Here is a 25,979-nt window from a genome sequence, read left to right on the forward strand (position 1 = left end):
GGCGACGCCGGGAGGAGCAGCGATGTACCAGACCTGGATGCGGTTCTTCAGTCCCGGCCCCGCCCACCACCGCCTCGGCCTGGTCTGCCTCGGCGTCGGCCTCCAGCACGGCGCGCTGCCCACGGTCGGCCCGCGCACCCTGGACCACCACGTCGCCGTCGTGATCAGTGCGGGCGGCGGCTGGTACCGGGGCGCCGACGGCCGCCGTACGACCGTCACGGCGCCCGCGCTGCTCTGGCTCACCCCCGGCGTGCGCCACCACTACGGCCCCGACCCGGACACCGGCTGGGACGAGGGCTTCGTCGACTTCGCCGGGCCCGCCACCGCCACCTACACCGAACTCGGCTACATCGAGCCCGAGCGGCCCGTCGTCCCGCTCTCGGACGCCGCCGGACCCCGCGCGGTCGTCGCCCGCATCGCCCGCGCCGCCCGCCGCGGCAACCCGCTGCTGGAGGTGGAGACCGGCGCCGCCGTGCACGAACTCCTCGTCGCCCTGCGCCGCGCCCGCGCCGACCTCGCCCCCGACGGGGACCAGGTGCTCGAAGCGCTCGCCCGGGACGCCTGCAAGCCGATGAGCGTCGCCGACCACGCGCGCGTGCACGGCATGACCCCCGCCGAGCTGCGCGGCGCCGTCCGCCGCGCCGCCGGGTGCAGCCCCAAGGACTACCTGCTCGGCATCCGCCTGGGCCGCGCCAAGGAACTCCTCGCCGCAACAGAGCTGCCCGTCGCCGCCGTGGCCCGCCGCGTGGGCTACGACGACCCCGCCTACTTCTCCCGCCTGTTCACCCGCCGGGTCGGCCTCGCCCCCGTCCGCTTCCGGGCCCAGCAGGGTCGTAGCGTGCCAGGCGGCTGGAGTGACCGGATTCCGGATCCGGACGATCCGCCGACGATCTCACCCCTCGAATCCCACTGGGGCCCGCTGCGCCGACCCCCTAGGGTGGACACCCATGAACATCAGCAAGACCGGTAGCGGTGACGTCGACCCCGAGGTCCGCCAGGAGCTGGAGCGGCTGCGTCAGAGCATCGACAACATCGACGCGGCCGTCGTCCACATGCTCGCCGAGCGGTTCAAGGCCACCCAGCAGGTCGGCCGCCTCAAGGCGCGGCACCAGCTGCCGCCCGCCGACCCCGCGCGCGAGTCCCGGCAGATCGAGCGGCTGCGCAGCCTCGCCGAGAACGCCAAGCTCGACCCGGCCTTCGCCGAGAAGTTCCTGAACTTCATCATCGCCGAGGTGATCCGGCACCACGAGCGCATCGCCGAGGACGCCGCGACCGGGGAGCCCGCGCCGACCGACTGACGCACGTGGGCGCGGGGCGGACAAATGCCGTGTACCGATCCGCCCCTGTGCGCTGTCGGCGCCATCAGGCAGCATGGCGTACATGTCCGTACTGACGCGCGATGAAGCGCAGCTCCGAGCACAGTTCCTCGACGTCCACCGCTACACGGTCGAACTGGACCTCACCACCGGGGACGAGACCTTCGACTCCCGCACCGTGATCCGGTTCACCGCCCGGTCCGCCGGGGACACGTTCGTCGAACTGAAGCCCGCCGAGCTGCGCAGCGTCACGCTCGACGGAGAGCCCCTCGACCCGGAGTCCCTGGCCGACGGCCGGCTGCCGCTGAAGAACCTCGCCGCGGGCGAGCACGAGCTGCGGGTCGACGCGGCCATGACCTACTCGCGGACCGGCGAGGGCCTGCACCGCTTCACCGACCCCGCCGACGGCGAGACGTACCTCTACACGCAGATGTTCCTGGACGACGTCCAGCGCGTCTTCGCCGCCTTCGACCAGCCCGACCTGAAGGCCGTCTTCTACCTGTCCGTCAAGGCGCCCGAGGGCTGGACCGTGCTCGCCAACACCGTCACCGAGCACCTCGGCGAGGGCCGCTGGCGGGCCGCCCCGACCGCGCTGATCTCCACCTACCTCGTAGCCGTCGCCGCCGGCCCCTGGCACTCGGTGCGCACCGAGCACCGCGGACTGCCCTTCGGCATCCACTGCCGCCGCTCCCTCGCGCCCCACCTCGACGCCGACGCCGACGAGATCTTCGAGGTCACGCGCGCCTGCTTCGACCGTTTCCACGAGACGTTCGAGGAGCCGTACCCCTTCGACTCCTACGACCAGGCGTTCGTCCCCGAGTTCAACGCCGGCGCCATGGAGAACCCCGGCCTGGTCACCTTCCGCGACGAGTTCGTCTTCCGCTCCGCCGTCACCGACACCGAGCGGCAGGAACGCGCGATGGTCATCGCCCACGAGATGGCCCACATGTGGTTCGGCGACCTCGTCACCCTCAAGTGGTGGGACGACATCTGGCTGAACGAGTCCTTCGCCGAGTACATGGGCTACCAGACCACCGTCGAGGCCACCCGCTTCACCGACGCCTGGACCGAGTTCGGCGTCTCCCGCAAGGGCTGGGGCTACGACGCCGACCAGCGCCCCTCGACCCACCCGGTCGCCCCCGAGGCCGTCGACGACACTGCCTCCGCCCTGCTCAACTTCGACGGCATCTCCTATGCCAAGGGTGCCTCCGCACTGCGCCAGCTCGTCGCCTGGCTCGGTGAGAAGGACTTCCTCGCGGGCATCAACATCCACTTCAAGCGGCACCGGTTCGGCAACGCAGCCCTCGCCGACTTCCTCGACTCCCTCGCCGCCGCCACCGCACGCGACGTGCACGGCTGGGCCGACGCCTGGCTGCGCACCAGCGGCGTCGACACGCTCACCCCCGCGGTCACCTCCGCCGAGGGCACCTGCGCGCTCACCGTCGACCGCGCGGGCAGCCGCCCGCACCGCGTCACCGTCGGCCTGTACGACCGCGACCTCGCCGACGAGGGCCACCTCACCCTGCGCGAACGCGTCGAGGTCGACGTCCCGCAGAGCGCCCCGCAGCCCATCGGCAAGCGCCCCGCGCTGCTCCTGGTCAACGACGGCGACCTCACCTACACCAAGGTCCGCTTCGACGCCGAGTCCTTCGACGCGGTCCGCACCGGCCTGTCCGGGCTGCCCGGGGCGCTCAACCGAGCGGTCGTGTGGAACGCCCTGCGGGACGCCGTCCGCGACGGCGAACTGGCGCCCGCCGCCTACCTGGAGACGGCCCGCACCCATCTGCCGCTGGAGACCGACCTGGCCCTCGTCCAGGGCGTCCTCGCCTTCGCCTGCGGCCAGATCGCCGACCGCTACCTCGCCCCGGAGGACCGCCCGGCCGCTCTCGGCACCCTCTCCGCCCTCTGCCGCGACCTGCTGCGCCGCACCGAGGACGGCGACAACCCCGGCCTGCGCCTGATCGCCGTACGGCACTTCATCGACGTCGCCGCCCACCCCGACACCATCGCCGCCTGGCTGGCCGACGGCACCGTCCCGGGCGGGCCGGAGCTCGACCCCGAGCTGCGCTGGCGCATCCTCGCCCGGCTCGCGGTGCTCGGCGCCACCGACGAAGCCGCCATCGCCGCCGAGCTGGAGCGCGACCCGTCCGCCACCGGCCAGGAGGGCGCCGCCCGCTGCCGCGCCGCCCTGCCCGATCCGGAGGCCAAGGCGGCGGCCTGGGAGGCCATGTTCAGCCGCGACGACCTGTCCAACTACCTCTTCACGGCGACCGCACAGGGCTTCTGGCAGCCCGAACAGGCCGAGCTGGTACGGCAGTACGTGCCGCGCTACTACCAGGACGTGGTCGCGCTCGCCGCCCGCCGCGGCCCGGCCATCGCCCAGGCCGCGGGCCGCACGGCCTTCCCGCGCCACGCGGTGGACGCCGAACACCTCGCCCTCGGCGAGGCCTGCCTGCGCGATGCCGAACCGGTCACCGCACTGCGCCGCAAGCTCGTCGACGAACTGGACGACCTGGCCCGGGCGCTGCGGGTGCGGGAAGCATAGGGACCGGTGAGGCAGGACAGGTGACTCAGGAGGGGCGGCCGGGCCGGACTGCGCTCGGCCGCCCCCCTCGTCCGTCACCGCCTCACAGGCGCAACTCCGCTCGCCGCACGCCCCCTTCACGCGGTCCCGTCCGCCGGTTTCCCGTCCCGGACGCACCCGGGGCCGGGGCGTCCAGGGTGAAGCCGAGCCGCTCCAGGAAGCACTCGCCCGGGCGCCGGCCCGGCGGGACCGTCGCCGTCACCGACGACATGCCCTCGGCACGGGCCGGCAGCGCCTCGGCCACGGCCCGGCCGAGGCCCCGGCCCCGCGCCCAGGGCGCCGGCAGGAACAGGCCCACCGCCACCGCCCCCGGCTCCGGATGGTTGCGTACGGCGTCCACCAGGCCCGTGACCACGCCGTCCCGCTCCACCACCAGGAGCACCTTGTCCTCGGGGTGCGCTCCTTCCGGCAGCGAGTAGAACAGGCTCTGCACGTCGCCCGGACCCGACGGCAGCCCAGTCGCCGCCACGAACCAGTCCGCGCTCTCCTCGAACAGCCGCAGCAGCGCTGCCTCGTCCGCCGGGCCCAACTCCCGCACCAGTACCCGCTCCCCGGCCACGTCGATCATCCAGGTGTCAACCATCCGACCGACGCTAGGCCCTGTCGGCAAATTCCCGCCTGCCCCGCGACGCCCGGCACGCACGCTCGCACGCTCCCCCACGCTCGAACACGCTCGCGCGAGGGCACCCCCATCGCCGCCGCGGGGCCCGCCCTCCGGGCGGACGACGGGAATGTGACGACAGGACGTAGCCCCGCGGGCCGGCGGCCCCAACGTGTTTTCCCTGTACGGCAGTACCCACTTTCGGGTTCCGCTCGTTGGACTTTCCGGAGGCCCAGCCCTTTCCCGGTACAAGCTGGTTAGTGCCCGCGCCCCGGAGGAGAGCCCATGAGCATGCCGTCCCTCGCCTCAGGACCCGACGGCCCCGGCGCCCTGCGGCCGTACGTGGACACCGTGCTCGACGCGCTCGCGGCCGGCGCCAGGGCGCGCGGCGGGCCGCTGCCCGCCGGCGGACCCGAGGCCGTCGCGGCCAGGGTCGTCGCCGCGCTCGGCGAGGTCCTGCCGGACGACGGCGACCCGGACGCCCTGCGCGCCCTCGTGCACGTCCTCGCCGAGGGCGCCGCCGATCCCGCCGACCCGCTGTGCGCGGCCCATCTGCACTGCCCGCCGCTCGCCGTCGCCACCGCCGCCGATCTCGCCGTGAGCGCCCTCAACCCGTCCCTGGACTCCTGGGACCAGGCCCCGGCCGCCTCCGCGCTGGAGGCCGAGGTCACCCGCGCCCTCGCCCGCGAACTCGGCTTCGCCGACGCCCTGGTCACCACCGGCGGCACCGAGGCCAACCAGCTCGCCCTGCTGCTCGCCCGCGAGGCCCACGGCGGCAGCGTCCAGCTGGTCTGCGGGGCCAATGCCCACCACTCGCTGCCCCGCGCCGCCTGGCTGCTCGGGCTGCCCGACCCCGTCGTCGTACCCGCCCCCGGCGGCACCCTCGACCCGGCCGCCCTGGACCAGGCCCTCACCACGCTGCCCGGCCCGCTGCTCGTCACCGCCACCGCCGGCACCACCGACGCCGGCCTCATCGACCCCCTGTCCGAGATCGCCGGCCTCTGCACCGCGCACGGCGCCCGCCTGCACATCGACGCGGCCTACGGCGGAGGGCTCGCCTTCAGCGACCGGCACCGCGACAAGCTCGCCGGACTCGAAGCCGCCCACACCGTCACCCTCGACCTGCACAAGCTCGGCTGGCAGCCGGTCGCCGCCGGCCTCCTCGCCGTCGCCCACCCCGGCGAACTCGCCGTGCTCCACCAGCGCGCCGACTACCTGAACGCCGACGACGACACCGAAGCCGGCCTGCCCGACCTGCTCGGCCGCTCCCCGCGCACCACCCGCCGACCCGACATCCTCAAGGTCGCGGTCACCCTCAAGACCCTGGGCCGCACCGGACTGGCCGCCCTGGTCGACCAGGTCTGCGCCCGCGCCCGGGAGTTCGCGGCCCTCGTGCAGGGCCACCCCGGCTTCGAGCTGTACGACCGGCCCGTCATCAGCACGGTGCTGTTCCGGCCCGCGGGCGCCGCCGACGACGCCGTGGCCGCCGTACGCCGCAGGCTGCTCGACGAGGGCCGGGCCGTCCTCGGCCGGGCCCGCCTCGACGGCCGCCTCTGGCTCAAGGCCACCCTCCTCAACCCCCACACCCGGCCGGACGAACTGGCCCACCTCCTTAACGCAGTGACGCAAGCCGCAGCAGAAACCGCAGCAGAAACCGCAGCAGAAGCCGTGGCAGAACTCGTAGAAGAAGGCATCCTCGGATGACGCTCCCCGCACGCGAAGAGCCCGACTCCCCGCGCGACCTGGTCGGCATCGGCATCGGGCCGTGCAACCTCTCCCTCGCCGCCCTCGCCCACCCGCTCGCCGAACTCGACGCCGTCTTCTACGAACAGCGCCCCGGCTTCGACTGGCACCCCGGACTGCTCATCAAGGGCACCACCCTCCAAGTGCCCTTCCTCGCCGACCTGGTGACCCTCGCCGACCCCACCAGCCCGTGGAGCTTCCTCAACTACCTCAGGACCCGCGAGCGGCTCTTCCCCTTCTACTTCGCCGAGCGCTTCCGCATCCAGCGCGCCGAGTACGACGCCTACTGCCGCTGGGTCGCGCAGAGCCTGCCCGGGCTGCGCTTCGGCCACCAGGTCGACGCCGTGCGCTGGAACGCCGAACGGGACGTGTTCGAGGTCGACTTCACCCAGCTCGACGCCGACGGCGAGGCCGAGGCCCTCGGCCGTACCTACACCCGGAACATCGTCCTCGGCGCCGGCACCGCCCCCCATGTGCCCGACCCGCTCAAGCCGCTGGTGGACGCCCCCGGCGTGCCCGTCGTCCACGCCGCCGACTACCTCGGCCACCGGGACACGATCCTCGCCGCCGGGCACGTCACCGTCGTCGGCTCCGGGCAGTCCGGCGCCGAGGTCTTCCTCGACCTGCTGCGCCACCGCCCCGCCGGCCGCGAACAGCTCCACTGGATCGGCCGCACCGAGGCGTTCGCGCCGATGGAGTACTCCAAGCTCGGCCTGGAACACTTCACCCCCGACTACACCCGCTACTTCCACGCCCTCGCCGAACCCGTCCGCGACCGGCTCGTCGCCGCTCAGTGGCAGCTGCACAAGGGCATCGACGCGGATACGCTCGCCGCGATCCACGACGAGCTGTACCGGCGCAGCCTGCACGGCGGCTGGCCCGACGCCGTCCTCACCCCCGGGGTCCGGGTGCGCACGGCGGGCCGCATCGCCACCACCAAGGTGGAGCTCCACCTGGAACACGTCCAGCAGGGCAGCCGATCCCGCCTCACCACCGACGCGGTCGTCCTCGCCACCGGCTACCGCGAGCGCCCCCTCGACCGCATCCTCGCCGGACTCGACCCCTATATGCGCCGCGACAGCAGCGAACGCCCGTGCATCGACGCGCAGTTCCGGCTCGACCTCGGCTCCTCGGTCACCGGCTCGGTCCACGTCCAGAACGCCGAACTGCACACCCACGGCGTCGGCGCCCCCGACCTGGGCCTCGCCGCCTGGCGCAGCGCCACGATCCTCAACTCCCTCACCGGAAAGGAGTCGTACCCGCTCCCGTCCCGAACGGCCTTCACCGCCTTCGGACTCCAGGAGCGACCGGAACGCGTTCCACCGCAGTCCAGGCGGCTGACCCCGCTCGTGGAAGGTGCCGAGAATCGCTCATAGGAGCGAGCCCTCGCACAATTCAACACTTGTCAATAACCCTTTACTCAATGTGTGTTGAGTAGTCATGCAGCGCCAATTCTCTACCGGTCGGTAAGGAATAGGCTCGAAGTCATGCGCCGAGCGAAGATCGTTTGTACTCTGGGGCCCGCCACCGACTCGTACGACCAGATCAAGGCACTGGTCGAGGCCGGAATGGATGTGGCCCGGTTCAACCTCAGCCACGGCAGCCATGCCGATCACGAGGAGCGTTACCGGCGAGTGCGAAAGGCGGCCGACGAAACCGGCCGCAGCGTCGGAATTCTGGCCGACCTTCAAGGTCCGAAGATCCGGCTCGGCCACTTCGGCGAAGGACCCGTACTCCTTGAACGCGGCGACACCTTCACCATCACCGTGGAGGAGGGCGTCGAAGGCGACCGCCACCAATGCGGCACCACCTACGCCGGCCTCGCCGCCGACGTCACTCTCGGTGAGCGCGTCCTCGTGGACGACGGCAAGGTCTGCCTGGAGGTCACCGCCGTCGAAGGTCCCCGCGTGCGCACCCGGGTGGTCGAGGGCGGCATGGTCTCCGACCACAAGGGCCTGAACCTCCCCGGCGTCGCCGTCTCCGTCCCCGCCCTCTCCGAGAAGGACGAGGACGACCTGCGCTGGGCGCTGCGCACGGGCTTCGACGTCGTCGCCCTCTCCTTCGTCCGCAGCGGCGAGGACGTCGAGGACGTGCACCGCATCATGGACGAGGAGGGCCGCCGCCTCCCGGTGATCGCCAAGGTCGAGAAGCCGCAGGCCGTCGAGAACCTCGACGGCATCGTGGCCGCCTTCGACGGGCTGATGGTCGCCCGCGGCGACCTGGGCGTCGAAATGCCCCTCGAACAGGTCCCGATCGTCCAGAAGCGCGCCATCAAACTCGCCAGGCGCAACGCCAAACCGGTCATCGTGGCCACCCAGATGCTGGACTCGATGATCGACAACTCCCGCCCGACCCGCGCCGAGGCCTCGGACGTGGCCAACGCGGTCATCGACGGCACGGACGCGGTGATGCTCTCCGGCGAGACCAGCGTCGGCAAGTACCCGATCGAGACCGTGCGGACCATGGCGAAGATCGTCGAAGCGGCCGAGGAGGACATCCTGGCCAAGGGCCTCCCGCCCCTGACGGACCGCAACAAGCCCCGCACCCAGGGCGGCGCGGTCGCCCGGGCCGCAGCCGAGATGGGCGACTTCCTCGGCGCGAAGTTCCTGGTCGCCTTCACCCAGTCGGGAGACACGGCCCGCCGACTCTCCCGCTACCGCTCCCCGATCCCGCTGCTCGCCTTCACCCCGGAACCGGCCACCCGCTCCCAGCTCAGCCTCACCTGGGGCGTCGAGACCTTCCTCGGCCCACACGTGGCCTCGACGGACGCCATGGTCGACCAGGTGGACGAACTGCTCCTGAAGTACGGCCGCTGCGAGAAGGGCGACATCGTGGTGATCACGGCGGGCTCCCCGCCCGGCGTCTCCGGCTCGACCAACTTGGTCCGCGTCCACCACATCGGCGAGGACGACAGCCCCAGGTAACACCGAAGGGCCTCTCCGGAAGGAGGGGCCCTGTCAGGAACACTGACCTTGAAATCCAAGGAAAAGTGCCCCGGGTCGGACTCGAACCGACACTGTACGGGTTTTGAATCCGTTGCCTGCTGCCAATTGGGCTACCGGGGCTCGTAGAATCCAAGGTTTCCCTTGACCCTCCGCGCGTCCACCATACCGTAGCTAGGTAGGCTCTTGTCAGCAGTACCCCTGCCCTGAACGAGGAGCTTTCGTGACCGCCGCCGAGTCGCCCCAGCCCGTCGACGCGCCCGACGACGACAAGTCGCACGTGCCTCCGATGACGACCCGTGTCGTCATCGCCGAGGACGAGGCCCTGATCCGGCTCGACCTGAAAGAGATGCTGGAGGAGGAGGGGTACACCGTCGTCGGCGAGGCCGGGGACGGCGAGCAGGCCGTCGAACTGGCCCGCGAGCACAGGCCCGACCTGGTCATCCTCGATGTGAAGATGCCCAAGCTGGACGGCATCTCCGCGGCCGAGAAGATCGCCGAGGAGTCCATCGCCCCGGTCCTGATGCTCACCGCCTTCTCGCAGCGCGACCTCGTGGAGCGCGCCCGGGACGCCGGCGCCATGGCGTACCTGGTCAAGCCGTTCAGCAAGAGCGACGTCGTACCGGCCATCGAGATGGCGGTGTCCCGGTTCGCCGAGCTGAAGCAGCTGGAGCAGGAGGTCGCCGACCTCAGCCAGCGGCTGGAGACCCGCAAGCTGGTCGACCGTGCCAAGTCCGTCCTCCAGACCGAGTACGGGCTGACCGAGCCGGCCGCCTTCCGCTGGATCCAGAAGACCTCCATGGACCGCCGCATGTCGATGCAGCAGGTCGCCGAGGCGGTCATCGCGGACAGCGAGGAGAAGAAGGCGGCCAAGAACGGCTGATCCCCGCAGACAGCCGTTTCGCGGACATGAAGAGGCCCGCGCCCCGGAGAAGAGGGCGCGGGCCTCAGCTGTACGGCGATCAGTCCTCGCCCAGGTACGCCTTGCGCACGGACTCGTCGTGCAGCAGGTCCTGGCCGGTGCCGGAGAGCACGATGGAACCGACCTCCATCACATGGCCCTGGTCGGCGAGCGAGAGCGCCGCCTGGGCGTTCTGCTCGACCAGCAGGATCGTGGTGCCCTGGGACTTCAGCTCGGCGATCGTCGCCATGATCTTCTGCATCATGATCGGCGACAGACCCATGGACGGCTCGTCCAGCATCAGCAGCTTCGGCTGGGACATCAGCGCCCTGCCCATCGCCAGCATCTGCTGCTCACCGCCGGAGAGGGTGCCGGCGGCCTGCTTCCTGCGCTCCCCGAGGATCGGGAAGAGGTCGTAGGCGCGCTGGATGTCCTTCTCGATGCCAGGCTTGTCGCTGCGCAGGAACGCGCCGAGGCGCAGGTTGTCCTCGATGGTCATGCGCGGGAAGATGTGCCGCCCCTCGGGGGAGTGGGCGAGTCCCAGCGAGACGACCTGGTGGGCCGGGACCTTCTTCAGCGACTTGCCGTTGAACCGGATCTGCCCGCCGACCGGCTTGAGCAGGCCGGACAGGGTGCGCAGGGTGGTGGTCTTGCCGGCGCCGTTGGTGCCGATGAGGGTGACCACCTGACCGGCCTCGACCTTGAAGGAGATGCCCTTGACGGCCTCGATCTTGCCGTAGGCGACCCTCAGGTCCTCTACTTCGAGCAGTGCGGTCATCGGTCGTTCTCCTTGCCGGGCGCGGCATCCGTCTGGTTCTCGGCCTGCGCTTCGGCGGGCTCGGCCTGGGCTTCTGCCGCCTCTGCGTGTGCTTCCGCGGCCTCGACCTCGGCGACCTCCTCGGCGCCGGGGGCGTTCTCGAAGGGCTCGCCGAGGTAGGCGGCGACGACCCGCTCGTCGCCCTGCACGGTCGCGCTGTCGCCCTCGACGAGCTTCTGGCCCTGCACGAGCACGGCGACGCGGTCGCACAGATTGAAGATGAACCGCATGTCGTGCTCGATGACGAGGACGGCGATGCCCTTGTCGCGGATGGCGAAGACCAGTTCCTCGGTGGTCCGGGTCTCCTGCGGGTTCATACCGGCGGTCGGCTCGTCCAGGAGCAGCAGACCGGGCTCGCTGGCCAGGGCGCGCGCGATCTCCAGCTTGCGCTGCTCGCCGTAGGGCAGGTTGCGGGCCAGGTGCTCGGCCTTGTGCTCCAGGCCCACGAACTCCAGCAGTTCCATGGCCCGTTCGCGGGAGGCCTTCTCGGCGCGGTGGAAGCCGGGGCCGCGCAGCACGGCCGACCAGAAGCCTTCCTTGGTGCGGGTGTGGCGGCCGACGAGCACGTTCTCCAGAACCGTCATGTTGGCGAACAGACGGATGTTCTGGAAGGTGCGCGCGATGCCCGCCTCGGTGACCTTGAAGGACTTGGGCGGCAGGACGTTGCCCTTGTAGCGGACTTCGCCCTCGGTGGGGACGTACAGGCCGGTGAGGCAGTTGAAGAAGGTGGTCTTGCCGGCGCCGTTGGGGCCGATGAGACCGACGATCTCGCCGGCGTTCACGGTGAGGTCGACGCCGCGGACGGCGGTGAGGCCGCCGAAGCGCATCGTCACACCGCGGGCGTCGAGGACGGTCTCGCCGGGCACGGAGGCGCCGGGGGCGGTGTCCTGCGTGGTGGTGTCGGTGGTCATCTTGGTCAGGCCCCTGCCTTGGTGAGGACGGTGGGCGCTTCCGCGTCTTCGTGGAACTCGAGCTGGCGGCGGCGGTTGGGGATGAGGCCCTCAGGGCGGAAACGCATCAGCAGGATGAGTGCGACACCGAAGGCGAAGAGCTGGTAGTCGCCGAGGAACTGGAGCTTGTTGGGGATCAGGTACAGCAGGGCCGCGCCGATGAGCGGACCGCTGATGGTGCCCATGCCGCCGAGGACGACCGCGGCGAGCAGGAAGGCGGAGTTGGGCGGGATGGCCCCGGCGAACTGGTACTGCTCGGGCGTCACGGTGTAGGTGACGTGAGCCTGCACCGTACCGGCGAGACCGGCGAGGGAGGCGCCGACGGCGAAGGCGACGAGCTTGACCCGGAAGCCGTTGATGCCCATGGCGAGCGCGGCGGTCTCGTCCTCGCGGATGGCCACCCAGGCGCGACCGATGCGGGAGTCGCCGCTGCGCCGGAAGACGACCACGACGATGGCCGTGATGATCAGCATCAGCAGGAAGTAGTTGGCGAACCGGCCGATGGTGAACCCGGCGATGTCGTGCTGGGCGCCGAAGTCGAATCCGCCGATGTCGAGGTTCGGGATGGAGGAGACGCCGTTGGAGCCGTTGGTGACATCGGGGCCGGAGGTGCCGTCGAGGTTGTTGACGGTGATCCGGAAGATCTCACCGAAGCCGAGCGTGACGATGGCGAGGTAGTCGCCGCGCAGGCGCAGCGTCGGGGCGCCGATGAGGACGCCGAAGACGAGCGAGGCGGCGGCGCCGACCAGGGCGGCGGCCCAGAACGGGAAGTGCACGTCGAACGGCGAGTTGGGGGAGCCCGAGACCAGACCCGCGGCGTAGGCGCCGACGCCGAGGAACGCGACGTAACCGAGGTCGAGCAGACCCGCGCGGCCGACGACGATGTTCAGGCCGAGCGCGACCGTGGCGAAGATCAGGATGTAGACCCCGAGCGTCGCGTACTGGTCGGAGGTCTGCGTGAAGGGGAACAGCGCCGCGGCGATGAACGCGCCGAAGATGGTGATGGTCTGGTGCCGGGACGTGATCTGGGAGGCGTGGGCGACCAGACCCGACTTGTTCAGGGCGGCGAAGCTGAAGCCCGCGGTGATCAGGAAGCCGATGAACAGCTCGTCGTACTCGGTGCCGATGCCGTAGGTGAAGACGGTCAGGCCGAGCGCGAGGACCGCGACGATGATCAGGATCTCGGCGTACGCGGGCAGCTTGCCCAGGGGCCGCGGGGAGTCTGCGCTGAAGGCCGCCTTGACCGTCTCCCACTTCTGGGCGAGACCGTGCTTGAACTGCTCCCAGCCGCTGTCGTCGGGGTCGATCGGGTCCGGCTCGGGCCGCTGGAAGGGCAGGGCCAGGGCGCCGACGAAGGCGGCGAGGCTGCCCACGGCGACGAGGAAGCCGCCGGCTTCGAGGTTGACGAGTCCGCCGAGCTCGTCGCTGATCGCGATGACCGTGTACCAGCTGGTGGCGAAGGTGGCGAGCGCGGCGAACTTGATGGCCACGTCCGCGCCGGCCGGTACGAGCCAGCCCAGGCCCTTGATGCCGTACGAGGCCAGGCACAGCAGGGTGGTCAGGGCGCCGCCGATGAGCACGAGGACCTGTAGGCCGCCCGGGTAGCCGTAGACGGTGAGGTCACCGGGGAAGCGGGCGGTCCAGGTCCAAGCGAGGAACGTGGAGATGATGGTCAGCACGCTGCCGCCGGTGGCGAGCGCGCGACCGGCCTTCTCCGGGAGGCCGATGAGGCCGGACGGCGCGGCCGTGTCCGGGGCGCTCGGGGTCTCGGATGCGGTGGTCTGTGTGGTCATCGGTCTCACGCCCTGTCCGCGACGCGCTCGCCGAGCAGACCCTGTGGCCTGAACAGCAGTACGAGGATGAGGAGTACGAAGGCCCAGACGTCGGCCCAGGACTGGCTGCCGAACTTGTCCATGCCCGGGATGTCGGCGATGTAGGCCGTCGCCAGGGTCTCCGCGACACCGAGGACGATGCCGCCGATCATGGCTCCGTAGATGTTGCCGATGCCGCCGAGGACGGCCGCGGTGAACGCCTTCAGACCGAGGATGAAGCCCATACGGAAGTTGATCTCGCCGTACTTCAGGCCGTAGGCGACGGCACCGACGGCGGCGAACGCGGCGCCGAGGGCGAACGCGATCACGATGATGCGGTCGGTGTTGACGCCCATCAGCTTGGCGGTGTCCGGGTCCTGGGCCGTGGCCTGCATACCGCGGCCGGTACGGGTCTTCATCACGAAGTAGGCGAGGATCGCCATGCTGATCGGGGCGGCGACCACGAGGAAGATGTCACCGGTCTGGATGGTGACGTTGCCGATCTCGAAGGGTCCGCCGTCGATCTGCGGGAAGGTGCGCGCGGACTTCGCCTCCGGGTACCAGGCCCACACGGCCTGCTGCAGGGCGAGGGAGAGGCCGATGGCGGTGATGAGGGGGGCGAGGCGCGGGGCGTTGCGCAGGGGGCGGTAGGCGAACCGTTCCGCTCCGATGGCGATGGCCACCGCGACGATGATGGCGCCGATGATCATCAGGGGCAGCGCGATCCACATGGTCGTGCCGCCGGGAAGCCAGAGCCAGACGGTGAGAGCGCCGAACGCTCCCGTCATGAATATCTCGCCGTGGGCGAAGTTGATGAGCTGGACGATGCCATAGACCATCGTGTAGCCGATGGCGACCAGCCCGTACATGGATCCCAGTAGCAGGCCGTTGACCAGCTGCTGCGGCAGTTCGTTCACCGCATGTCCTCCGAGACGTTCGGAATGTTCGACAGATGTGACCGGATGCGAGTCCGCGCGGGGCGCCAGTGGTTCAGCGCCCCGCGCGGCTCGTCTGGTGCGGGGGGAGGGGTCAGCCGCCGCTGTAGGTGCCGGACTCCACGGCCTTCCAGGCACCGGAGGTCACGGAGTAGACGGTGAGCTGCTTGTTGGTCGCGTCACCGTACTCGTCGAAGGAGACCTTGCCGGTCACACCGTCGAAGGAGACGTTCTGGACCGCGGCGGTGACCTTGGCGCGGGCGTCGGACGGCAGCTTGCCGCCGTTGTCGTCCACGACCTTCTTCACGGCCTCGATGATCGACCAGGCCGAGTCGTAGGAGTAACCGCCGTAGGCCGCGTACGCCTCCTTGTAGCCCGCCGCCTTGTAGTTGGCGACGAAGTCCTTGGCGGAGGGCAGCGTCTCGACCGGCGCGCCGACCGAGGTGGCCAGGTCGCCGGTGCCGGAGGCGCCGGCCAGCTTGATGAAGTCGTCGGCGTAGATGCCGTCACCGCCGACCAGCGGGATCTTGGCGCCGGCGGCCTTGATCTGCTTGCTCAGCGGGCCGGCCTGCGGGTACTCACCGCCGTAGTAGATCACCTGGGCGCCGGAGTTCTTCACCTTGGTGGCGACCGCGGAGAAGTCCTTGGTGTCCGGGTTGATGTGCTCGGTGCCGACCACCTTGCCGCCGAGCTTGGTGAACTCGCTGGTGAAGGTCGCGGCGAGGCCCGCGCCGTAGGTCTTCTTGTCGTCGATGACGAAGACCTTGGACTTCTTGGCCTTGTTGTACACGTACTGCGCGGCGAACGGGCCCTGGATGGCGTCCGTGGTCGCGGTGCGGAAGTACGACTTGTACGTACGCGCCTTCGACTTCTGCCAGTTGTCGCCCTGGGTCAGCGCCGGGTTGGTGTTGGCCGGGGAGACCTCGACCAGCTTGGCGTCGTCGAAGACCTTCTGCATCGACTGGGCCACGGAGGAGTTCAGCGGGCCGACGACGCCGAGGACGTCGTTCTCGCCGGTGAACTTGGTGGCGTTCTGCTGGCCAGAGGAGGGCTGCGCCTGGTCGTCCAGGGCCTCGATCTTGAAGGTGACGCCCTTGACGTAGTTCTGCTTGTTGGCCTGCTTGGCGGCGAGGTCCACCGAGTTGCGGATGCCCAGGCCGAGCGCGGACAGGTCGCCGGTCAGCGGGGCGTCGACGCCGATGACGACGGTGGTGCCGCCGTTGCCGGAGTCCGAACCCTTGTCGCCGCTGTCGCGCGAGCCGCAGGCGGTGAGGGTGAGTGCTCCCGCCGCCAGGGCGGCGGTGATGGCGATGAGCGAACGTTGACGCACGATCAGTCCTTTCCCCAAGACGACCGTCTCCCCACGGAAACGGTCGAGCCGCGGTCCGGCAGAACTGACAATCTGACGGCGCGGTGACTGGCCGTGACTCTAGGCGCGTGCGGGGAATGTCGAGGAGGGTCTGACCGATGCTGTGACGCTCTTGTTATGACACGGGGTAATGCAGAGCGGTACGCCATGGGTGGATCGGCGGAATTCTGGCCGATTCGCCCAGTCCGCATCGTGAGAACCCGCAGGACTCACCCTGATCGGTTCAGGCGTCTCAAGGGTTTTGGTGATGACGCGGCTCTGTTGCTGCAGGCGACTTTCAGGGCTCGTGAGAGGTACTGCGCGTAGCGCGAACCAGGGATGTAACTGTGAATCTGTATTGCGCGCGTATTACGTAGAGTTACTTCCAGGAAAGGGAGCCCGGCGTCCTTCGGTACTTTTCCGCATTCCGTCACGTGCATGGTTATCGTGATCTTGCGGGCGGAACCCGCCTTTGTTCCGAAGGGGACGCGCGGGTCCGTGGTCAGCGCGAGACCCTCGTACGGCTGGGTCACCCGGGTCACGGTGACCGGCGGTCCTGACTCCACGGTCAGCAGCACCGTGAAGCTGAAGCTGCCGGGCGGGGCGCTTGCCGGGGTGGCCGCGCCGTGCAGATACGCGACCTCCACCACCTGTGCCGGATACGGCGGTTGGGGCGCAGGCTGTGGAGGCGGCGGCGTGGGCCGGGTCAGATAGACCGTGCCGCCGCCCGCGAGCAGGACGGCGCCCGCGGCCACGGTCAGAACCGTGCGGCGGTGGCGGGCGTACAGCGCGGCGACGGCACTGCGCGCCCGGCCGGCGGTGCGGGCGGTCCCGGGGACCTCCGGCGCCCTCCGGTCCTCCCGTTCGTGGGTGCCCTCGCCGGGCTCCAGGGGTCCGATGCCGCTCATTGCCACGGACCTCCGCTCGGGGCCCCGTGCCGGTACCGCTGGGCGCAGGCCCGGCGAGTCTGACGGTCGATCAACTGGTCGGCCGCGGCGGCCCCTTGACGCCGCTTCACGGCCCGGGCCGCGTCCACGACGTCCCGCAGGATCTCGTACTGCCCGTTGGACAGCCCCATCGACTGGTAGTCGCCGTAGGTGCCGCTGTCGAGCACCATGCGCGCCCAGTGCGCGACGATCCTGGCGCACAGTGCGGCGTCGGACGTCGCCGACGCTTCGGCCCAGTTGTCGACGGGGCGCCGGGAGCCGCCGGGCCCGGACCCGCCGCAGCCGGCCGCCGACGGCAACAGGAGCGCCGGCAAAGCCAGTCCGAGTATCAGGAACCTCGCCCCCGTCGGGGGGCCTCCTCGCCGTCCCATGTGCCGAAGCTAAGGGGAGGGAGGGCCGGGGGCAACGGCCCGGCCCGCCCGGCTTTCGGCGGTCTGCGCCCGAACTCTCAGCTGCCGGCGGCGGTCTGCGCCTGAGCCTCCTCGCCCGTCGGCACGTCCCGCAGCAGACAGGTCAGCCGGGCACTGCACACCCGGCGGCCCCCCTCGTCGCTGATCACGATCTCGTACGTCGCCGTCGAGCGGCCCCGGTGCACCGGCGTGGCCACACCGGTGACCAGGCCCGAGCGGACCCCGCGGTGGTGCGTGCAGTTCAGGTCCACACCCACGGCGATCTTCGAGCTGCCGCCGTGCAGCATGGAGCCGACCGAGCCCAGGGTCTCCGCCAGCACCGCGGAGGCGCCGCCGTGCAGCAGGCCGTACGGCTGCGTGTTGCCCTCCACCGGCATCGTCCCGACGACCCGCTCCGGCGAGGCCTCCAGGATCTGCACGCCCATCCGGTTGCCGAGGTGCCCGGCGGAGAACAGGGCGGGCAGGTCGACGCCGAGCGCCGCGTACTCGTCGATGATCTCCTGCGGGAACTTCACTCGCTGCTGCTCACCCATGGGCCCGGCTCCGTTCGTGGTGCTCCTGTCTGGTGGCTGAGCAAACGCTCAGTCGGTCGCTGATTGTTCCAGACGCACCACGACGGACTTGCTGGCCGGGGTGTTACTGGTCTCCGCGGTGGCATCCAGCGGCACCAGTACGTTGGTCTCCGGGTAGTACGCCGCCGCGCACCCCCGCGCCGTCGGGTAGTGCACGACCCGGAAGCCGGGCGCCCGCCGCTCCACCCCGTCCCGCCACTCGCTCACCAGGTCGACGTACGAGCCGTCCGCGACCTTCAGCTCCCGCGCGTCCTCGGGGTTCACCAGGACGACCCGGCGGCCGTTCGTGATGCCCCGGTAGCGGTCGTCGAGGCCGTAGATCGTGGTGTTGTACTGGTCGTGCGAGCGCAGCGTCTGGAGCAGCAGCCGCCCCTCGGGCAGTTCGGGGTACTCGACCGGCGCCGCCGTGAAGTTCGCCTTGCCGGTGGCCGTCGGGAAACGCCGCTCGTCGCGCGGGGCGTGCGGCAGCGTGAAGCCGCCCGGACGGACCACGCGCGCGTTGAAGTCCTCGAAACCGGGGATCACGCGCGCGATGCGGTCACGGATCGTCGCGTAGTCCCTCTCGAACTCCTCCCACGGCACCACGCTGTCCCCGCCCAGCACCCGGCGGGCGAGCCGGCACACGATGGCGGGCTCGGACAGCAGATGCGTGCTCGCGGGCTGCAGGCGGCCCCGGGAGGCGTGCACCATGCCCATGGAGTCCTCGACGGTCACGAACTGCTCGCCGCTGTCCTGGAGATCCCGCTCGGTGCGCCCGAGCGTCGGCAGGATCAGCGCCCGCGCGCCCGTGACCACGTGCGAGCGGTTCAGCTTGGTCGACACGTGCACGGTCAGCCGGGCCCGCCGCATGGCCGCCTCGGTCACCTCGGTGTCCGGGGAGGCGGAGACGAAGTTGCCGCCCATCGCGAAGAACACCTTCGCCTCGCCGTCGCGCAGCGCGCGGATGGCCCGTACGGCGTCGAAGCCGTGCGCGCGCGGCGGCGTGAACCCGAACTCCTTCTCCAGCGCGTCCAGGAAGGCCGGAGCGGGCCGCTCGAAGATGCCCATCGTCCGGTCGCCCTGCACGTTCGAGTGGCCGCGCACCGGGCACACGCCCGCGCCCGGCCGGCCGATGTTGCCGCGCAGCAGCAGGAAGTTGACGACCTCGCGGATGGTCGCGACGGCGTGCTTGTGCTGGGTGAGGCCCATCGCCCAGCAGACGATGGTCCGCTTCGAGGCGAGGACCATGCCGAGGGCCTGCTCGATCTCCGCGCGCGTGAGGCCGGTCGCGGTGAGCGTGCCGTCCCAGTCGGCGGCCCGGGCCGCCTCGGTGAACTCCTCGTACCCATGGGTGTGTTCGCGCACGAACTCCTCGTCGACCGCGCCGTCCGTCTCGAGGATCAGCTTGTTCAGGAGCCGGAAGAGCGCCTGGTCGCCGCCGATGCGGATCTGCAGGAACAGATCCGTGAGCGCGGTGCCCCTGAGGATGCCCTTCGCGGTCTGCGGGTCCTTGAACCGCTCCAGGCCCGCCTCGGGCAGCGGGTTGACGCTGATGATCTTCGCGCCGCCCGCCTTGGCCTTCTCCAGCGCGCTGAGCATGCGCGGGTGGTTGGTCCCCGGGTTCTGGCCCGCGACGATGATCAGGTCGGCCTGGTACAGGTCCTCCAGCAGGACGCTGCCCTTGCCGATGCCGATGGTCTCCGACAGCGCCGAGCCCGAGGACTCGTGGCACATGTTCGAGCAGTCCGGCAGGTTGTTCGTGCCCAGCTCGCGCGCGAACAGCTGGTACAGGAACGCGGCCTCGTTGCTCGTACGGCCCGAGGTGTAGAAGACGGCCTCGTCGGGGGAGCCGAGCGCGGCGATCTCCTCGGCGATGATGCCGAAGGCCCGCTCCCAGGTGACCGGCTCGTAGTGCTCGCCCCCCTCGGGGAGGTACATGGGGTGCGTCAGCCGCCCCTGCTGCCCCAGCCAGTAGCCGCTGCGCCCGGCGAGGCCGGCGACGGAGTGCGCGGCGAAGAACTCGGGGGTGACCCGGCGCAGCGTGGCCTCCTCGGCCACCGCCTTCGCGCCGTTCTCGCAGAACTCCGCCGTGTGCCGATGCTCCGGCTCCGGCCAGGCGCAGCCCGGGCAGTCGAAGCCGTTCTTCTGGTTCACGCTCAGCAGCGCCAGCGTGGCGCGCTTCACACCCATCTGCTGCTGGGCTATACGCAGCGTGTGGCCGAGGGCCGGCAGCCCCGCCACCGCGTGCTTGGGCTTTGCGACCTGTGGTGCGTCCTGAACCGGATCACCCTTCGGTGGCTTCGTCGCCATCGCACGGCCCCCCTTCGACTGCGTGTGAGAAATTCGGGACCGATCCTCCCATGCACCACCGACAACCGTGCCGGGCGGGAGCACGACGGCCGGGACCTGTGGGTGAGCCCTGTGGCGCCGTCACCGCGGGCCCGGCTGTCAGTGGGGCGTGGCAGGATCGGGGGCGTGGCAGAGACAGCACCGAAGCAGACCGACAAGACCCCCGGCGGCACCCGTCCCCGGCTGATGCTCATGGACGGGCACTCGCTGGCGTACCGCGCGTTCTTCGCGCTGCCCGCGGAGAACTTCACCACCGCGACGGGCCAGCCGACGAACGCGATCTACGGCTTCGCGTCGATGCTGGCCAACACCCTGCGTGACGAGGCGCCCACCCACTTCGCGGTGGCCTTCGACGTCTCCCGCAAGACGTGGCGCTCCGAGCAGTTCACCGAGTACAAGGCGAACCGCTCCAAGACCCCGGACGAGTTCAAGGGCCAGGTCGAGCTGATCGGCGAGCTGCTGGACGCGATGCACGCGCCGCGCTTCGCCGTCAAGGGCTTCGAGGCCGACGACGTCATCGCCACCCTCGCCACCCAGGCCGAGGCCGCGGGCTTCGAGGTGCTGATCGTCACCGGCGACCGCGACTCCTTCCAGCTGGTCACCGAGAACACGACGGTCCTGTACCCGACGAAGGGCGTCTCGGAGCTGACCCGGTTCACCCCGGAGAAGGTTTTCGAGAAGTACGGACTGACGCCCGCGCAGTACCCGGACTTCGCTGCCCTGCGCGGCGACCCGTCCGACAACCTCCCCGGCATCCCCGGCGTCGGCGAGAAGACCGCGGCGAAGTGGATCAACCAGTTCGGTTCGTTCGCGGAGCTGGTCGAGCGCGTCGACGAGGTCAAGGGCAAGGCCGGGCAGAACCTGCGCGACCACCTGGAGTCGGTCAAGCTCAACCGCCGGCTCACCGAGCTGGAGCGCCAGGTCGAGCTGCCGCGGACGGTCGCCGAGCTGGAGCGGGCCCCGTACGACCGCAAGGGCGTCGCGATGATCCTGGACACCCTGGAGATCCGCAACCCGTCCCTGCGCGAGCGCCTCTACGCGGTCGACCCCGGCGCCGAGGAGGCCGAGACCACCCCGGTCGTGACCGAGGGCGTCGCACTGGACGGCTCCGTCCTCGGCACCGGCGAGCTGGCCCCATGGCTCGCCGAGCACGGCACCGAGACCCTGGGCGTCGCCACCGTCGGCACCTGGGCGCTCGGCACCGGCTCGGTCGCCGAGGTCGCCCTCGCCGCCTCCGGCGGGGCCGCGGCCTGGTTCGACCCGTCCGAGCTGGACGAGGCCGACGAGAAGGCGTTCGCCGCCTGGCTGGCCGACGCCGGCCGGCCCAAGGTGTTCCACAACGCCAAGGGCGCCATGCGCGTCTTCGCCGAGCACGGCTGGACCGTCGAGGGCGTCACCATGGACACCGCGCTCGCCGCCTACCTGGTCAAGCCGGGCCGCCGCTCCTTCGACCTCGACGCGCTCTCCCTGGAGTACCTGCACCGCGAGCTGGCCCCGGCCGCCGCAGCCGACGGCCAGCTGGCCTTCGGCGCGGACGACGGCGCCGAGGCCGAGGCACTGATGATCCAGGCCCGCGCCGTCCTCGACCTGGGCGAGGCCTTCGAGAGCCGCCTGGAGGAAGTGGGCGCCGCCGACCTCCTGCGCGACATGGAGCTGCCCACCTCCGCGCTGCTCGCCCGCATGGAGCGCCACGGCATCGCGGCCGACCGCGCGCACCTCGAAGCGATGGAACAGATGTTCGCGGGTGCCGTGCAGCAGGCCGTGAAGGAGGCGCACGCCGCGGCCGGGCACGAGTTCAACCTGGGCTCGCCCAAGCAGCTCCAGGAGGTCCTCTTCGGCGAGCTGGCCCTGCCCAGGACGAAGAAGACCAAGACCGGCTACACCACCGACGCCGACGCCCTCGCCTGGCTCGCCACCCAGACCGACAACGAACTGCCGGTGATCATGCTCCGCCACCGCGAGCAGGCGAAGCTGCGCGTCACGGTCGAGGGCCTGATCAAGACGGTCGCGGCCGACGGCCGTATCCACACCACGTTCAACCAGACGGTCGCCGCCACCGGCCGCCTGTCCTCCACGGACCCGAACCTGCAGAACATCCCGGTCCGCACCGACGAGGGCCGCGCCATCCGCCGCGGTTTCGTGGTCGGCGAGGGCTTCGAGTCCCTGATGACCGCCGACTACAGCCAGATCGAGCTGCGCGTGATGGCCCACCTCTCCGAGGACGAGGGTCTGATCGAGGCGTTCACCTCCGGCGAGGACCTGCACACCACCGTCGCCTCCCAGGTCTTCTCCGTGGAACGCGACGCGGTGGACGCGGAGATGCGCCGCAAGATCAAGGCGATGTCGTACGGCCTGGCGTACGGCCTGTCGGCGTTCGGTCTGTCCCAGCAGCTGAACATCGACGCGGGCGAGGCGCGTGCCCTGATGGACACGTACTTCGAGCGTTTCGGCGGCGTGCAGGACTATCTGCGCCGGGTCGTCGACGAGGCGCGGGCGACGGGCTACACGGCGACCCTCTTCGGCCGCCGCCGCTACCTCCCCGACCTCAACAGCGACAATCGCCAGCGCCGCGAGGCGGCCGAGCGCATGGCCCTCAACGCCCCGATCCAGGGCACCGCGGCGGACATCGTCAAGATCGCCATGCTCAACGTCGACCGGGCCCTGCGCGAGGCGGACCTCAGGTCCCGCATGCTGCTCCAGGTCCACGACGAAATCGTCCTGGAGATCGCCCCCGGCGAACGCGAGGCCACCGAGCAGCTCGTCCGCCGCGAAATGGCCGACGCCGTCCGCCTGAGGGCCCCGCTCGACGTCTCGGTGGGCGTGGGCCCGGACTGGGAGTCGGCGGCGCACTAGCCTGCGGCGCCCGGCAGGAGGGGGCGCGGTGCTGTCCGCCGAGGACAGCCGGCGCCCCCTCGCCATGCCACCTGGCACGGCCCCTCCAGCCCACCCTCACCGGAAAACGGCCGAACCCCGGCGGGGCCCGTCACTCACGTGGCCCCCGCCAAAACGCCCCCCGGGCCTCCCAGCCGCCAAGATGCGGGCATGGGTATACGCATGCTCCACCGCCGGTCGCCCGAGGCGGGCACCCCGGCCCGGGCGGACACCGCCTCGGCCCCGGTGACGCCTCCCTCGCCGGTCCCGGCCCTCGCGGCCGACGCAAGCACCGCCCGCATTCCCGCCGACCTGGCGACGACCGTACGCAGCGCCGCCGCGGACCTCAGATGCCTGTTCGCCGGCCGGGCCGTCCGGGCGGGCCGCGCCCCCGACTGGCACCAGTGGGCCGACCTCGCCCGCTGCTACCTCGCCCTCGCGCTCACCCTCGTCCCGAGAGCGCGCACCCGGCCCAAGCTCACCGTCTTCGTGGCGTCCCTCACCGAGAGACCCGGGCTGCGCGAGCGGCCGTCCGCCACGTCCTGACCCCGCATGCGGGCCCGAGCCGCGCCGCCGCCAGTACGATCATCTTCGTCCGCTGTGTCCCGACTCATCCCTTTGTCCTGCGGGTCAACGCCAGTTGGCCAACCGGTGAAAATCGGGCGTGAACGGGTCCCGGTGTCAGGCAAGTTGTCGTAGGGTCACCTGGGTTGCCGGGCCTGGAGGGCAACCACAGGACCGGGTCGACCGTCAGATCACAGCGAGGCAGACGGACGGGACACGGACGCCGAGGCGTCCACGGGAGGGGTTCACTCAATGGCGGCGCATTTCGGCAGTCGACTGCGCAAGGGGGCGGCGACCACCGCCGTGACCGCGGCGGCGGTCGCGGCTCTGTCCGCGTCCCAGGGTCCGGGAGTGATCGGCGAGGACCACGGCAGACAGGCCGCGGCCGGCGCCAGCTCCCCGGTAGCGGACACCGGCGGCTTTGACGGCAGCACCGCCGAGGGCAACGCCACCGGCAACTCGCCGTACTACACGGACCTGCCGCCGCTGAACAGCCCCGCACCGAGCCCCTCTCCGACGATCGCAACCCCCGCCCCCCGGGGCGAGGCCGAGGCCGGCATCCCGGCGACCGTCCTCGACGCCTACAAGAGGGCCGAGACCGAACTGCGCGCGTCAAAGCCCGGCTGCAACCTGCCCTGGCAACTGCTCGCCGCCATCGGCAAGGTGGAGTCGGGCCAGGCCCGCGGCGGCCGTGTCGACGCGGACGGCACCACCCTGACCCCGATCCTGGGCCCGCAGCTCGACGGCAACGGCTTCGCCCTCATCAAGGACACCGACCACGGCCTGTACGACGGCAACAGCCAGTACGACCAGGCCGTCGGCCCGATGCAGTTCATCCCGTCCACCTGGGCCTGGGCCGGCCGCGACGGCAACGGCGACGGCAAGAGCGACCCCAACAACGTCTACGACGCCGCCCTCGCCGCCGGTCACTACCTGTGCCGCAACGGCTGGGACATGTCCACCACGGGCGGCCTGCACGGCGCGATCCTCAGCTACAACAACTCGCAGGACTACCTCGACCTGGTCCTGAACTGGCTGGAGTACTACCGCAAGGGCACCCACTCCGTCCCCGACGGCACCGGCCCCGTGCCCTCCCACCGCAGCGACGACAGCAAGGGCGGGCACAAGGGCGGGCACAAGGGAGCCCCGGCGTCCCCGAAGCACCCGCAGCACAAGAAGCCGGCCCCGACCCCGGACAAGCCCGGCGGCTCCGGCACCCCCGACCCGAAGCCCCCGGTCCCGCCGAAGCCGCCCACCCCCACCCCCACCCCCGCCGACACCGTGGATCACCTGGAGGACGCGGGCACCGCACAGCTCACCGCGATGGCCGGCGACGCGTTCGACCAGCGGATCAGCACCCGCGCGGAGACCAAGGCCGAGAAGTCCGTGGGGAAGGTGAGGATCCGGTTCACCATCACCGGCGACACCGACGCCACGTTCGCCGGCGGCGAGACCGTGGCCACGATCATCACCAACGCCCAGGGCGTGGCGGTCGCACCGGCGCTCCAGGCGGGCGAGAAGACCGGCGACTTCACCATCACCACGGCCGTCGTCGGCCACCGGGCCAAGGGCGTCGACTACACCGCCACCGTCACCGAGCGCGCCGCGGACACCCTCGCCCGCACCAGCGACACCCCGCTGACCTGCACCCCGGGCGGCGAGTTCGCCGACCAGGTCCAGGTGAAGGCGACGTACAAGGGCGCCGTCGCGGACAAGGTCGCGGCCACGGCCACGCTGGTCAAGTCGGCGGACGACGCCACCGAGAACGACAAGGGCCCCTACTTCAAGGACGCCGACGGCAAGGCCGTACGCACGCTCACCGGCCTCCAGACGGACGACAAGGGCCTGCTGACGCTGCCGAAGCTGTACGCGGACGACGCCACCGGCACGTTCCTGCTCCGCATCACCACCGCCGGCGGCGCCACCCTCACCGTCGAACTGAAGGTCACCGCGCCCGACCCCTCGCCGAGCACGTCCCCGAGCCCCTCGCCGAGCGGGTCCCCGAGCCCGTCGCCGAGCCCGTCCGCGACCGCCTGACCGGACGGCCGTAAAGCACAGCACAGCAGGGCGCCCCTCCGCTCCGGCGGGAGGGCGCCCTCGTGCATGCGTGCAACGTGTTCTCATCTCGCCCGCCCGTTGCTACGGTGCCCCACCTGACGAACCATCAGGAACCGTCCGCCGGGAGGCCCCGCATGCGCGCCCTCATCGCCGCCGCGACCGGTCTCGCCCTCGCGCTCGCCCTGGTCCTCGCGATGACCGCCCTGGGCGCGCCGACAGGCCGGACATCCCCCAAGCCGCTGCTGACGACGGTGCCCTCGCACCCGTAGCCGCGCCCGACC

General features: G+C 71.0%; 21 protein-coding genes and 1 tRNA gene. 11 read left to right on the forward strand and 11 right to left on the reverse strand.

Annotated elements, in window-relative coordinates; genetic code table 11:
* Positions 1–22: 22 nt before the first annotated feature.
* The 3 genes from ACWD3E_RS05830 to pepN all read left to right on the forward strand — a co-directional run bounded on the left by ACWD3E_RS05830 (position 23) and on the right by pepN (position 3,861).
* Positions 23–970 (forward strand): helix-turn-helix domain-containing protein, encoded by a 948-nt coding sequence (locus ACWD3E_RS05830; protein WP_451386264.1) that lies wholly within the window; start codon positions 23–25, stop codon positions 968–970.
* Complete coding sequence (locus ACWD3E_RS05835; RefSeq protein WP_451386265.1) at positions 948–1,298, forward strand: chorismate mutase; 351 nt, start codon at positions 948–950, stop codon at positions 1,296–1,298. Before ACWD3E_RS05830 ends, ACWD3E_RS05835 begins: the two co-directional genes overlap by 23 nt.
* A gap of 82 nt (positions 1,299–1,380) precedes the next feature.
* Positions 1,381–3,861, forward strand: coding sequence for an aminopeptidase N (pepN, locus tag ACWD3E_RS05840; RefSeq protein ID WP_451386266.1), 2,481 nt, complete (start codon positions 1,381–1,383; stop codon positions 3,859–3,861).
* An 82-nt stretch (positions 3,862–3,943) separates the two neighbouring features.
* Here the strand turns inward: pepN and ACWD3E_RS05845 are convergent, their stop codons facing one another.
* Entirely contained in the window at positions 3,944–4,483 is a 540-nt protein-coding gene (locus tag ACWD3E_RS05845; RefSeq protein ID WP_451386267.1) for an N-acetyltransferase family protein, read from the reverse strand.
* A gap of 303 nt (positions 4,484–4,786) precedes the next feature.
* Between ACWD3E_RS05845 and ACWD3E_RS05850 the strand changes: the two genes are divergently transcribed.
* The 3 genes from ACWD3E_RS05850 (at position 4,787) to pyk (ending at position 9,168) form a co-directional block, all read left to right on the forward strand.
* Complete coding sequence (locus ACWD3E_RS05850; RefSeq protein WP_451386268.1) at positions 4,787–6,205, forward strand: pyridoxal phosphate-dependent decarboxylase family protein; 1,419 nt, start codon at positions 4,787–4,789, stop codon at positions 6,203–6,205.
* Positions 6,202–7,620 carry a lysine N(6)-hydroxylase/L-ornithine N(5)-oxygenase family protein gene (locus ACWD3E_RS05855; RefSeq protein WP_451386269.1) on the forward strand — a complete coding sequence of 473 codons (1,419 nt, stop codon included), beginning with the start codon at positions 6,202–6,204 and terminating at the stop codon, positions 7,618–7,620. The genes ACWD3E_RS05850 and ACWD3E_RS05855 overlap by 4 nt, the downstream gene beginning before the upstream one ends.
* Positions 7,621–7,731: 111 nt before the next feature.
* Positions 7,732–9,168, forward strand: coding sequence for a pyruvate kinase (gene pyk / locus ACWD3E_RS05860; protein WP_451386270.1), 1,437 nt, complete (start codon positions 7,732–7,734; stop codon positions 9,166–9,168).
* 66 nt (positions 9,169–9,234) lie between these two features.
* On the opposite strand, the gene ACWD3E_RS05865 is transcribed toward pyk, so the two are convergent.
* Positions 9,235–9,309, reverse strand: a tRNA-Leu gene (locus tag ACWD3E_RS05865).
* Positions 9,310–9,409: 100 nt separating this feature from the next.
* On the opposite strand from ACWD3E_RS05865, the gene ACWD3E_RS05870 reads away from it, so the two are divergent.
* Positions 9,410–10,069 (forward strand): ANTAR domain-containing response regulator, encoded by a 660-nt coding sequence (locus ACWD3E_RS05870; RefSeq protein WP_451386271.1) that lies wholly within the window; start codon positions 9,410–9,412, stop codon positions 10,067–10,069.
* A gap of 79 nt (positions 10,070–10,148) precedes the next feature.
* On the opposite strand, the gene ACWD3E_RS05875 is transcribed toward ACWD3E_RS05870, so the two are convergent.
* From ACWD3E_RS05875 to ACWD3E_RS05915, 9 genes are all read right to left on the reverse strand, one after another.
* Entirely contained in the window at positions 10,149–10,865 is a 717-nt protein-coding gene (locus ACWD3E_RS05875; RefSeq protein WP_451386272.1) for an ABC transporter ATP-binding protein, read from the reverse strand.
* Complete coding sequence (locus ACWD3E_RS05880) at positions 10,862–11,815, reverse strand: ABC transporter ATP-binding protein (RefSeq protein WP_451386273.1); 954 nt, start codon at positions 11,813–11,815, stop codon at positions 10,862–10,864. Before ACWD3E_RS05880 ends, ACWD3E_RS05875 begins: the two co-directional genes overlap by 4 nt.
* Positions 11,816–11,820: 5 nt before the next feature.
* Complete coding sequence (locus tag ACWD3E_RS05885; protein WP_451386274.1) at positions 11,821–13,647, reverse strand: branched-chain amino acid ABC transporter permease; 1,827 nt, start codon at positions 13,645–13,647, stop codon at positions 11,821–11,823.
* Between the two features lie 5 nt (positions 13,648–13,652).
* A complete protein-coding gene (locus ACWD3E_RS05890; protein ID WP_451386275.1) occupies positions 13,653–14,582 on the reverse strand; it encodes a branched-chain amino acid ABC transporter permease in 930 nt (309 codons plus the stop codon).
* A gap of 112 nt (positions 14,583–14,694) precedes the next feature.
* Entirely contained in the window at positions 14,695–15,930 is a 1,236-nt protein-coding gene (locus tag ACWD3E_RS05895) for a branched-chain amino acid ABC transporter substrate-binding protein (RefSeq protein WP_451386276.1), read from the reverse strand.
* 248 nt (positions 15,931–16,178) lie between these two features.
* Positions 16,179–16,856, reverse strand: a complete 678-nt coding sequence (locus tag ACWD3E_RS05900; RefSeq protein WP_451386277.1) for a Tat pathway signal sequence domain protein — start codon at positions 16,854–16,856, stop codon at positions 16,179–16,181.
* Positions 16,853–17,209: a hypothetical protein gene (locus ACWD3E_RS05905; RefSeq protein ID WP_451386278.1), complete on the reverse strand. Its 357-nt coding sequence runs from the start codon at positions 17,207–17,209 to the stop codon at positions 16,853–16,855. Before ACWD3E_RS05905 ends, ACWD3E_RS05900 begins: the two co-directional genes overlap by 4 nt.
* Positions 17,210–17,343: 134 nt before the next feature.
* Positions 17,344–17,838, reverse strand: coding sequence for a PaaI family thioesterase (locus ACWD3E_RS05910; protein ID WP_451386279.1), 495 nt, complete (start codon positions 17,836–17,838; stop codon positions 17,344–17,346).
* A 48-nt stretch (positions 17,839–17,886) separates the two neighbouring features.
* Positions 17,887–20,166, reverse strand: a complete 2,280-nt coding sequence (locus ACWD3E_RS05915; protein ID WP_451386280.1) for an FdhF/YdeP family oxidoreductase — start codon at positions 20,164–20,166, stop codon at positions 17,887–17,889.
* A 165-nt stretch (positions 20,167–20,331) separates the two neighbouring features.
* Here ACWD3E_RS05915 and polA point away from each other — a divergent pair, with 165 nt between their 5' ends.
* The 4 genes from polA to ACWD3E_RS05935 all read left to right on the forward strand — a co-directional run bounded on the left by polA (position 20,332) and on the right by ACWD3E_RS05935 (position 25,967).
* Positions 20,332–23,058: a DNA polymerase I gene (polA, locus tag ACWD3E_RS05920; RefSeq protein WP_451386281.1), complete on the forward strand. Its 2,727-nt coding sequence runs from the start codon at positions 20,332–20,334 to the stop codon at positions 23,056–23,058.
* A gap of 189 nt (positions 23,059–23,247) precedes the next feature.
* The gene (locus ACWD3E_RS05925; RefSeq protein WP_451386282.1) at positions 23,248–23,622 is read left to right on the forward strand and encodes a hypothetical protein; all 375 of its coding nucleotides are present in this window, start codon (positions 23,248–23,250) and stop codon (positions 23,620–23,622) included.
* A gap of 270 nt (positions 23,623–23,892) precedes the next feature.
* Positions 23,893–25,677: a lytic transglycosylase domain-containing protein gene (locus tag ACWD3E_RS05930; protein ID WP_451386283.1), complete on the forward strand. Its 1,785-nt coding sequence runs from the start codon at positions 23,893–23,895 to the stop codon at positions 25,675–25,677.
* A gap of 155 nt (positions 25,678–25,832) precedes the next feature.
* Positions 25,833–25,967 (forward strand): SPW_0924 family protein, encoded by a 135-nt coding sequence (locus ACWD3E_RS05935; protein ID WP_451386284.1) that lies wholly within the window; start codon positions 25,833–25,835, stop codon positions 25,965–25,967.
* Positions 25,968–25,979 lie beyond the last annotated feature (12 nt).

The organism is Streptomyces sp. NPDC002676 (assembly GCF_053592455.1).

Bases quoted from the DNA above. Each gene is read 5' to 3' on its own strand.
- ACWD3E_RS05915 (WP_451386280.1), bottom strand. From the start codon at position 20,166: ATGGCGACGAAGCCACCGAAGGGTGATCCGGTTCAGGACGCACCACAG.
- ACWD3E_RS05835 (WP_451386265.1), top strand. From the start codon at position 948: ATGAACATCAGCAAGACCGGTAGCGGTGACGTCGACCCCGAGGTCCGC.
- ACWD3E_RS05845 (WP_451386267.1), bottom strand. From the start codon at position 4,483: ATGGTTGACACCTGGATGATCGACGTGGCCGGGGAGCGGGTACTGGTG.
- pyk (WP_451386270.1), top strand. From the start codon at position 7,732: ATGCGCCGAGCGAAGATCGTTTGTACTCTGGGGCCCGCCACCGACTCG.
- ACWD3E_RS05930 (WP_451386283.1), top strand. From the start codon at position 23,893: ATGGCGGCGCATTTCGGCAGTCGACTGCGCAAGGGGGCGGCGACCACC.
- ACWD3E_RS05880 (WP_451386273.1), bottom strand. From the start codon at position 11,815: ATGACCACCGACACCACCACGCAGGACACCGCCCCCGGCGCCTCCGTG.
- ACWD3E_RS05925 (WP_451386282.1), top strand. From the start codon at position 23,248: ATGGGTATACGCATGCTCCACCGCCGGTCGCCCGAGGCGGGCACCCCG.
- ACWD3E_RS05935 (WP_451386284.1), top strand. From the start codon at position 25,833: ATGCGCGCCCTCATCGCCGCCGCGACCGGTCTCGCCCTCGCGCTCGCC.
- ACWD3E_RS05875 (WP_451386272.1), bottom strand. From the start codon at position 10,865: ATGACCGCACTGCTCGAAGTAGAGGACCTGAGGGTCGCCTACGGCAAG.
- ACWD3E_RS05830 (WP_451386264.1), top strand. From the start codon at position 23: ATGTACCAGACCTGGATGCGGTTCTTCAGTCCCGGCCCCGCCCACCAC.
- ACWD3E_RS05855 (WP_451386269.1), top strand. From the start codon at position 6,202: ATGACGCTCCCCGCACGCGAAGAGCCCGACTCCCCGCGCGACCTGGTC.
- ACWD3E_RS05900 (WP_451386277.1), bottom strand. From the start codon at position 16,856: ATGAGCGGCATCGGACCCCTGGAGCCCGGCGAGGGCACCCACGAACGG.
- ACWD3E_RS05850 (WP_451386268.1), top strand. From the start codon at position 4,787: ATGAGCATGCCGTCCCTCGCCTCAGGACCCGACGGCCCCGGCGCCCTG.
- pepN (WP_451386266.1), top strand. From the start codon at position 1,381: ATGTCCGTACTGACGCGCGATGAAGCGCAGCTCCGAGCACAGTTCCTC.
- ACWD3E_RS05910 (WP_451386279.1), bottom strand. From the start codon at position 17,838: ATGGGTGAGCAGCAGCGAGTGAAGTTCCCGCAGGAGATCATCGACGAG.
- ACWD3E_RS05885 (WP_451386274.1), bottom strand. From the start codon at position 13,647: ATGACCACACAGACCACCGCATCCGAGACCCCGAGCGCCCCGGACACG.